Below are 8,731 nucleotides of genomic sequence, written 5' to 3'. Positions count from 1 at the left end.
AAGCCATCAGGCTCATGCCGGACTGAAACTGCACTTGGTTCTTCTTCATGACACTACCTCCGTCTCTTCAGACGGTTGCAGCGTCTACCCTTGTCGTATCGTAGGATGCGACAGATGGGGAATCAGGTATAGCGTTGCCGCCTCTCCTTTCCTCGCCACCGCCTACCGGATATCCGCCATGACCATCATTGGGCCGCAATCTCCCGCCCTATCTGCTCATAAGGATGGTCTGAATAAGTCCACTGCGGTCTGGAGAAGGGCGCCCCTTGTGGGAGCAGCTTCAGTCGCGATTGCGTAGCAGTGCGCTGCGCCGCCTGACTGAGCATCGAGCCGCTGCAACGCCGGGATGCTGCAGGCCGCTGCCGCGGCCATCGCGACTGAAGTCGCTCCCACAATCTCGGCGACGAGCATAAGCTTGTTCAGACGTTCCTTAGTCGCGACAGCGTAGCAGCGCGCTGCGCCGCCTGACTGTGCCTCGAGCCGCCGCAACGCCGGGATGCTGCAGGCCGCTGCCGCGGCCATCGCGACTGAAGTCGCTCCCACGATGCGGACCACAGCCGGGTTGTACCTTTCTCCGGAACGCAGGGACGTCGTTCCTTGGGGTGGTCCGAATAAGCCGGAATTCTCCAGTGCTTGTCACCGCAAATCATCAAGATAAAAGGCTTCTGATTTTCGCGTCTGGACTCATTCAGGGCATCCTTAATGGCGATGCCATGAATACACCTCTGGATGAAACTCTCATCGACTCGGAGGATGGCATGCCCGGCACATTGATCGAAAGAGATTGCCTATGCGGCACGTTTAGTGCAGGTGACAGGCTATTCGCTTTGCCGGCAGAAGCCATTAAGAGCCGATGGTGACAAGAGCCTCGGCTGGAATGCGGGCAACGGATACCTCAAGAATGCCATGACGATGGGCTAAAGTGCGCCTGCCGAATAGGCGATCGTCATGCCGGTCGCCGAAAGTACGCATCACTGCCATTGCGCCGGATGCCGAAACGACATCAGAGCCGACTTGCTACATGTTCGATGGCATCGCGTCGCGCACGCCAGGTTTTTGCCGTCTGTGGCTTGACGAATAGCGATGTAATTTCCGGATGTGCGGCCTTGGCCTGGGCCTCGATGCGATTGATGCACTCTTCGATCTGTGGCGTAGTCAGTGCGTCCTCGAATTCGGCACTGAGTGCAGCCACGACCTGGTTCGGGCCCATCTGCACGGTCATTACGCCATTGGCACAGCGCACGCCAGCATCGCCCGCGGCAATCGTGAGGATCGACTCGCTCACGGCTGGATGCGCGGTTTCGCCGATCAGCAGCCCCTTGGTCTCGCGCGCCAGCAGGGAGGCTGAAACGGCGAGCACGCATGCAATGCCGGTCGACGCCACACCGTCGAGCGAGGGCAGGTGGAACAGTTGCGTGCCGGCAAGGCCCGCTGTCGCAACCACCAGGCCGAGTAGCGCGGCGCTGTCCTCGAGAAGTACGGTGAACGTGCTGGGGTCCTTGCTCCGGCGAAACGCTTCGAAGTAGCCCAGCCGACCCTTGTGCACACGAAACTCGCGCAGTGCCACATACCAGGAACTTCCATCGAAAAGCAGCGACACGGCGAGCACGCCATAATTCAACAACGGATGAGTGATGGGCTCAGGTTGGCGTATGTGCATCACCCCTTCATAGAGCGATACTCCAGCACCCATCGCCAATACCAGCAAGGCGACGATGAAACTCCAAAAATAGAGCTCGCGGCCGTGACCGAACGGATGCGTACGATCGGGTGGCATCTGCGCGCGGTGCAGACCGTACAGCAGCAACAGCTCGTTGACGGTGTCGACCAGGGAATGCACGCCCTCGCTAAGCATGGCCGAACTGCCGGATATCCCTGCCGCCGCAAACTTGGCGATGGCGATCACCAGATTGCCGGCGAGGGCAACATAGACCACTTTGTGCGAACCGGCGGAAGGCAAGCGTCAGGCCTGTGGTTAATGCATCAATCTTGTCATGTCGGATGCATGATGAAAGACATCACCGAGTGAAGTCTCATGACCGTTCCTGGCTCTCTATGCCACGGGGACGCATCGAAACGGCTTCTTTGCCATACACCTTAGCTGTGGGAATGACCGCTCCTACCCTACGGTCAAAGGATCAAGCGCTGACGACATGCCTGGAGATCGGCAGTCGGATCATTTTGGCCAACGCGAACGCATCGATTCGCCGGCACGGGAGGCCACAATGGCGCGTTCCACATCAAGGCTATCCCCGCGGGCGTCGCTGGGCCAAATCCTGGGATCCTCGCGTATGAATTCCTCGTCGACGCGACGGATGGACTGCGCACCTGCAAGCTCCAGGATGAATCGAACATCCTCGGCGGATAGCCCATCATCCAGTGCCACAGTCACTTGGGCCTGTCCGAACTGTGCGGGGCGCGGAAGAGGACTTGGATAGCTTGCCGCCTCGGATGGCCCGCCCTCTTTCCGGAGACTTTGATCAGCCCCATCCGAGATGACGCTCGTGGTGGTACTCGCGCCGGCGGCAGCTTTTCCGACGCTACCATTCACCTTGATAACGACATGTTCGCGTCCGAGTCCACAAGACAAGAGTTTATTTACGGCCGCCGTCGCCGCAAATTGGGTGGTGAAGTCGGCGACTAGTAGAGGGCTCATGATGGATTCCTGATGGTGATCGCTGAGCCGTAAGGGATGGTCTGAATAAGTCCACTGCGGTCTGGAGAAGGGCGCCCCTTGTGGGAGCGACTTCAGTCGTGATTGCGTAGCAGTGCGCTGCACCGCCTGATTATGCATCGAGCCGCTGCAACGCCGGGATGCTGCAGGCCGCTGCCGCGGCCACCGCGACTGAAGTCGCTCCCACAATCTCGACGACGAGCAGAAGCATGTTCAGACATTCCTTAGGCGTGGCAAAAAACAGACCCATGGGAGTCATGGGAGTCATGGGTTCGTCTGAATTGACACAGTGAGTAACCGCGTTCCAGGACCGCCAGCCGCCATTAGTGATGATGGCTGATACGGGTGATCATGCCCGTGTCTTGGTTGACCAGCACGTGATCGCCGTTGTCGCCACGCATCCAACGGGATCCCTCAGCGGGCTCGTTCAAATGCTCGCTCTGCCAACGCTGAACGGCATAGGCATCGCCACGATACTCGGCAGGAACTACACCACCTTCCTTGTACCAGGTTTCATGATGGCCCCCGAAATGCTGCGTGGTAGTCGCCGTTCTGACGGTGCGCATAGCGTCGTCGCTTTGATCATCGGACTGCGCGGCTATTGCGGCACTGGACACCAGCAGAGCCGAGCATATCGCCAAGACAAGTTTCGTTTTCATGATGTGTTCTTCGTAAATGCCAAGCCTGTGGCCGAGCCACAGGTCGAGGGCCGCAGCAAATGTCGGCGCACGCGCCTGCCCGGAGGTGAAACCGTACCGAAGGCGTGGCTACTGCGGCTGTAGCATGGCAAGCCACAGGCTCTTTGCATGTGAATTTCGCGCCAGTACCCTATTCACGCCGCCGGCAACAAATATCCTGCTTGTTTTGCAGAGATGGAATTTTCAGCTGTCGAGTAATGCATCGAAAAATGAAAAGGTCTGGCAAGACCATACGTCTGTAGACGGTGACCAGGCGAATATGCAGCATGCTGAGATCTGACAATGCAGTGCGCCACCAGAATTTGGCTACGCTCCGTCGTCGCTCTTTACGGTCTGGTCACTGGACTAGGACAACGATTCGGATGATCCGGCCACGCTCAAGTATTTATGATCATCTTCGATATCCCATATGCACCGTTGCGTCACGGAAAATGGTCGGTGGCGGTGAGCAATAACGGTCATCCCGAATTCAGAAGCCGCCAAGACGCACTTCGATTTGCGGTCAGCGCTGCCCTAAAGGCGCGAAGGGTTGGCGACGCCGTGATCAACATCGAGGGCGTCGACGGGCGGTGGCGCATGTTCGACCACCGGGCAAAAGGCATCATCTAGGGTAAGTATCTCCCGGCAAAGCCGGGGGCTTTAGTTATGCGATCCGCTCGAAGAGGCTTAGGGAACGTCTGAACAGGCTTCTGCTCGTCGCCGAGATTGTGGGAGCGACTTCAGTCGCCGTGGCCGCGGCAGCGGCCTGCAGCATCCCGGCGTTGCAGCGGCTCGATGCACAATCGGGCGGCGCAGCGCACTGCTACGCAATCGCGACTGAAGTCGCTCCCACAAGGGGCGCCCTTCTCCAGACCGCAGTGGACTTATTCAGACCATTCTTAGGTGGGATCGCTGACGCCCCAGCTGGGTCCACCCTACGGTGGCCGGGCTGTCTCAGCAGCTGCAATTTCTCCAACCGCCGATCCTCTTCCCCCTGGTTGCGGATATCGCGCAAGATTTCTTCTGCAGCGAGGCGCAGAGCCGGTTCAACACGCCGCGAAGGGAGGGTCGCGGTTTTCATGGAAACTCCGAGCGCGATGCCATGGCGATTCATCCTGGCGCCATTCAACGACAGCGGCAAATCGCCTGAAAGAGTCAGGGACGACTTCCGGCCGTGACACGCCCACGGGGTGAATCGAACAAGCGAACCAGCACAAATTGCGCCCGGCATCATCCTCCTGCTTTCCCCACGACTGGATTCAACTTCCTCCGGTCCGGGTTCGCCATTTGATCAATTTGTACAGAATGTCCAAAAAACGTAGTGTGGCCAGGCAGGCACGCCTCCGCGCGCCGTCGGTCGAGGACACGAGATGAGCACCAGCATGCTGCTGCCGGCCCGTTCGGGCCAGCCCACCCGTTTGCAGACCATGTCCAGTTCCGACGCCAAGAACGGTTTCGCCGAATTGATCGAACGCGTCCCCCGCTCCACCAAGCCGGTGCTGATCACCCGCAACAAGCGGCCAGCGGTGGTGGTGCTGTCCGTCGAGGAATATCAGCAATTGCTCGACGGCGCCCCCAATCCGCTGGCGCCGCTGCGCGAACGCTTCGCATCGATCGTGGCCGCCATGCAAACCAAGCCGGCCAAAAAGGCCGTCAATACGCTGTTCGCGGCGACACCAGCCAGGCTCGGCAAGGCGGCCTTGAAGGCGGCTGGCAAGCTACGCCGCTGATGGTGCGCATCACGGTGCTCGCCGGTACCAACAGCGCGGGCAAGAGCAGCATCGCCGGCGCGATGCTGCGCGAGGCCGGTGGTCAATACCAACCCCGATGAGGAAACGCGCCAGATCCTGAGCGCGAGCCCCGGCACGGACGAGGCAACCGGCAACGCACCGGCATGGCGCGCCAACGTCGAGCACCTGCAAGCCGCCATCGACACGGGAACCGACTACACGTGCGAGATCACCCTCGGCGGCCGCACCGTCACCGGCCTGCTCTTGGAGGCGGCGGCAGCGGGCCTGGAAGTCTGCGTGTGGTACTACGGCCTGGACAATCCCGGGCTGCACCTGCAACGCAGACATTCGCGCGTTGCTCATGGCGGCCACGACATCCCGTCGGATCGCGTGCGCGAGCGCTACACCAGCAGTCAGCAGAACCTCATCCGTCTGTTGCCGCATCTGCACCGCCTGGTGGCGTACGACGACAGCATCGACGCGAACCCCGCGACTGGCCACCTGCGCACCCCGGGCAAGGTACTTGAATGGCAGGCCGGCACGTTGCGCTACCCCCGCACGCCGGCGCAGCTGCGGCGGACGCCCGAGTGGGCGCAGGCACTGGTCGCGTACGCGTTTGATCTGGCGCAGGGTGCCGGCGGTTAGCTCCAAAAATTTGTCTATGACGCTAGTTTCAGACATCGCCGCGATGACTCGCGAAGTCGTGAAGGTGTTTGGAGAAAGTGGCGCCTGAGCATTCTCGAGGCAGGCGTCCAAGCCCTCATCGGGCCAGGTAGAAATCCATGGGGATAAGCTCGACGGCCCAACCGCCTTCTTCGCCCAGCGTGGCGGCCGGGTGCATGGATGCGATGCGTAGCGCCTCGTCATGGCTGTCAGCTTCGATGATGAACAGGCCACCCACCACTTCCTTCGACTCGGTGTAAGGCCCATCGCTGACGCGCGTCTTGCCGCTGCGCGGGCGAAGCGTCTTCCAGCTGTCCAGATCGCCAAGCGACGCGGAAACCAGCACCTTGCCGGTCGCGCGCATCTTCTCGTCCAAAGCCGGGCATTGGCTCACCAATGCCTTGACGTCGTCCGGCGCCATCGCGGCGAATTTTTCGGGGGTGAAGTAGGCCAGGCCGAGGTATTTCATGGGAGATCCTTTGAGTGGGCATACACAGACGACGAAGCAGATGATCGGAAATCGACAATCGTGAAGCGGATATTGAACGTCATACCGAAACTTTCTTTGCCTTGGCCAAACGCGCCTCAAGCTTTTTCAGCACCGCGCCCGACGAAAAATACACCCCGGCAGCCTTGGCCCGATCACGCGAAGCCAATCCACGGGCGATGAAGACAGCCTGCTGCTGGCGCTGCTGAATTTGCGCCCGCAACGCGGACTCGACAAAGCCGGACAGACTTTCTCCGTCACGCAAGAGTTCTTCTGCAGCCTGACGCAGAGCCGGCTCCACGCGCAGCGAGGGGATGGTCGCGGTTTTCATGGAAACTCCTGACGCGATGCAATTGCGATACATCCTCGCGCAATTCGGCGATAGGGGCAAATCGCCGGAAAATTCCTGCCGTCCCGGCTTCCTGCGACGCACTGTCCACAGGCAAACGCGCCCGCCCGGCAAGATATACGGCCCGCGCTTCGCCCACGCCGGGTTTGCGGGCCGCGCGCCGACTTGACCTCGGTTGTAGCCGAAGCAACTACCTTGCGTGCTGCGACGCAGCCCTGATCGCCGCTGCAAAGGCAAAGCGGCACCCTGCGCCAAATGCGCGCCCGATCTGTAACCTGGAAATATGACCCAAAGGTCTTGACTGGCCTGTCTTGCCTTTATACATTACCAATCAGTTATACAAGTAGAACGTTATGCAAACCTCGGAACGCCTCAACCTCACCTTCGCCGCTCTGGCAGATCCCACCCGCCGCGCCATCCTGGCGCGGCTGGCCACGGGGGAGGCCACAGTGACGGAACTCGCCGAGCCGTTCGAGATGAGCCAACCAGCCATTTCCAAACATCTGAAAGTGCTTGAGCGCGCGGGCCTCATCTCGATGGACGTCGATGCGCAACGGCGCCCACGCAAACTGGAGCCGAAGCGACTGGAGGAGGCCGTGGACTGGATCGAACGCTACCGCGAGATCTTCGAACAGAACTACCAGCGCCTCGATGCGTTGCTCGAAGAACTCCAGGCCAAACCGTCCAGGCGCAAACAAACCAAAAAGTAGCACTGATATATCAGCGCGCTGTTCGCTCGTTCGTCCTCATGGCCGCGCGCAATCACGATGGATCACCAAGGAGAAGACCATGCCCAAGCCTGCAGAAGTGACACTTCCCGGTGATCGCGAAGTTCGCGTCACCCGTACCTTCAACGCGCCCCGCACATTGGTGTGGGATGCGCATACCCGCCCCGAACTCGTGCGCAAATGGCAAGGCTATGACGGCTGGGACATGCCGGTGTGCGACATGGATGTCCGCGTCGGCGGCAACTACAAGTGGCAGTGGAGAAACCGCGAAGACGGCAACCAGTTCGGCTTCCTCGGTACGTTCACCCAAGTCGACGAACCGTCGAAGCTGGTCCACGAGCAATACTTCGACCCGGGCGACATGGACTTCGCCATGCCAGCTGGCGATCCATGCATCGTGTCACTTGAACTCAGCGAGCAGAACGGCGTCACGACGCTCGTCTGCAATCTGACGTTCGCGTCGAAGCAGGCACGCGAAGAAGCGCTCTCCACCGGCATGACCGACGGCATGGAGCACAGCTACACCCGCCTCGACGACCTGTTCAAAGCTGCAGCGTGAACGAGGAAACGGTGGCCGGGCGCTCCACTTGAACGGTGCGCTCGGTCGAAGCGACTTTACCTCAGATGCCGAGCCCCACGTACAAAGCCGGGGCCCTTCCACCAGCGCCAGGCGGCGCGTGAGTGGGCCGAACCGAGGGGTACGGCGCGGCGTGCAGTACCAAGCGTGACGGCGCGGCGAGATAGATGGCTGCCTCCTCCTTGACGTCTGCATGCGAACGGCGGCGTCCATCGAGCCGCTGCACGCAGTCAACGTCACGGATGATGTCACGCAGTCTCTCCGCGTCGCGGATGATGGCGTCACCCATGATCGACAGCGTGACGTCGGCGAAATCCGCCTGATCGGTGGCGACCACCACGTCGCCATGGGCGCGGAGAATGTCGCCCAGCCGGGCCAGCTCGTCGATCTGATCCAGGGTGACGCCGGCCACGTAGCGCTTGGGCGCCTCGTTCATCGTCGACCCGGCAAGTTCCGGTTCGGTGCCGTCCGTATCCGCCGCTGCCGTGACGGCGGCCGCTTTCGGCTCGGCGTCACGTTCGACCTTGGCCTCGGGCGCAGGCGCCCTTTCGCGACGCTCAACCGGCCAGGAGAGTTCGTCCAGCACCTGAGCGATCTGCTCCTCCAGCAACTCCATGCAGATCGCCACCTCGCCCGGGCGAATCTCCGCATACCACTCCTGATCCTCGTCCGGCCTGCGCGGTCGCGCCAGATGGGTCAGGAACCCCACGTATTCGCGCAGCTGCTTCAGCCGCAGCTGGCTGTCCTCCGGCAGGAAATAGCCCGTCGTTTCCAGGTCTTCCGAATCGAACGTCGACATGATCGCCTCCTAGTTCCATAGAAGTGCCCGTCCACGGCATGACGACG

The 8,731-nt window shown here is 60.8% G+C and carries 11 protein-coding genes; 5 read left to right on the top strand and 6 right to left on the bottom strand.

What is annotated here, in order from left to right; translation table 11 throughout:
• Nucleotides 1–1,003: 1,003 nt before the first annotated feature.
• From ACFPPB_RS03630 to ACFPPB_RS03620, 3 genes are all read right to left on the bottom strand, one after another.
• On the bottom strand, nucleotides 1,004–1,960 hold the full coding sequence (locus ACFPPB_RS03630) for a cation diffusion facilitator family transporter (protein ID WP_377324467.1): 957 nt from the start codon (nucleotides 1,958–1,960) through the stop codon (nucleotides 1,004–1,006).
• 216 nt (nucleotides 1,961–2,176) lie between these two features.
• Nucleotides 2,177–2,656, bottom strand: coding sequence for a hypothetical protein (locus tag ACFPPB_RS03625; RefSeq protein WP_377324465.1), 480 nt, complete (start codon nucleotides 2,654–2,656; stop codon nucleotides 2,177–2,179).
• A 341-nt stretch (nucleotides 2,657–2,997) separates the two neighbouring features.
• Entirely contained in the window at nucleotides 2,998–3,333 is a 336-nt protein-coding gene (locus tag ACFPPB_RS03620) for an RcnB family protein (RefSeq protein ID WP_377324463.1), read from the bottom strand.
• Between the two features lie 426 nt (nucleotides 3,334–3,759).
• Between ACFPPB_RS03620 and ACFPPB_RS03615 the strand changes: the two genes are divergently transcribed.
• From ACFPPB_RS03615 to ACFPPB_RS03605, 3 genes are all read left to right on the top strand, one after another.
• The gene (locus ACFPPB_RS03615; protein ID WP_377324461.1) at nucleotides 3,760–3,981 is read left to right on the top strand and encodes a hypothetical protein; all 222 of its coding nucleotides are present in this window, start codon (nucleotides 3,760–3,762) and stop codon (nucleotides 3,979–3,981) included.
• A 740-nt stretch (nucleotides 3,982–4,721) separates the two neighbouring features.
• Complete coding sequence (locus ACFPPB_RS03610; RefSeq protein WP_377324459.1) at nucleotides 4,722–5,081, top strand: type II toxin-antitoxin system Phd/YefM family antitoxin; 360 nt, start codon at nucleotides 4,722–4,724, stop codon at nucleotides 5,079–5,081.
• A gap of 78 nt (nucleotides 5,082–5,159) precedes the next feature.
• Nucleotides 5,160–5,726, top strand: a complete 567-nt coding sequence (locus tag ACFPPB_RS03605) for a hypothetical protein (protein WP_377324457.1) — start codon at nucleotides 5,160–5,162, stop codon at nucleotides 5,724–5,726.
• A 115-nt stretch (nucleotides 5,727–5,841) separates the two neighbouring features.
• On the opposite strand, the gene ACFPPB_RS03600 is transcribed toward ACFPPB_RS03605, so the two are convergent.
• Together ACFPPB_RS03600 and ACFPPB_RS03595 are read right to left on the bottom strand one after the other, a co-directional pair.
• On the bottom strand, nucleotides 5,842–6,213 hold the full coding sequence (locus ACFPPB_RS03600) for a YciI family protein (protein WP_377324455.1): 372 nt from the start codon (nucleotides 6,211–6,213) through the stop codon (nucleotides 5,842–5,844).
• A 79-nt stretch (nucleotides 6,214–6,292) separates the two neighbouring features.
• Nucleotides 6,293–6,562 (bottom strand): YlcI/YnfO family protein, encoded by a 270-nt coding sequence (locus ACFPPB_RS03595; RefSeq protein WP_377324453.1) that lies wholly within the window; start codon nucleotides 6,560–6,562, stop codon nucleotides 6,293–6,295.
• 371 nt (nucleotides 6,563–6,933) lie between these two features.
• Between ACFPPB_RS03595 and ACFPPB_RS03590 the strand changes: the two genes are divergently transcribed.
• Together ACFPPB_RS03590 and ACFPPB_RS03585 are read left to right on the top strand one after the other, a co-directional pair.
• Complete coding sequence (locus ACFPPB_RS03590) at nucleotides 6,934–7,290, top strand: ArsR/SmtB family transcription factor (protein WP_377324451.1); 357 nt, start codon at nucleotides 6,934–6,936, stop codon at nucleotides 7,288–7,290.
• A 79-nt stretch (nucleotides 7,291–7,369) separates the two neighbouring features.
• Nucleotides 7,370–7,867 carry an SRPBCC family protein gene (locus tag ACFPPB_RS03585; protein ID WP_377324449.1) on the top strand — a complete coding sequence of 166 codons (498 nt, stop codon included), beginning with the start codon at nucleotides 7,370–7,372 and terminating at the stop codon, nucleotides 7,865–7,867.
• Between the two features lie 61 nt (nucleotides 7,868–7,928).
• Here the strand turns inward: ACFPPB_RS03585 and ACFPPB_RS03580 are convergent, their stop codons facing one another.
• Nucleotides 7,929–8,684 (bottom strand): XAC0095 family protein, encoded by a 756-nt coding sequence (locus ACFPPB_RS03580; protein ID WP_377324447.1) that lies wholly within the window; start codon nucleotides 8,682–8,684, stop codon nucleotides 7,929–7,931.
• Nucleotides 8,685–8,731 lie beyond the last annotated feature (47 nt).

This window comes from Rhodanobacter terrae (assembly GCF_042657005.1).
In the GTDB taxonomy this organism is placed as follows: domain Bacteria; phylum Pseudomonadota; class Gammaproteobacteria; order Xanthomonadales; family Rhodanobacteraceae; genus Rhodanobacter; species Rhodanobacter terrae.
Note: the sequence above shows the minus strand (reverse complement) of the source record. Positions and strands in the feature narration are given on the sequence as shown.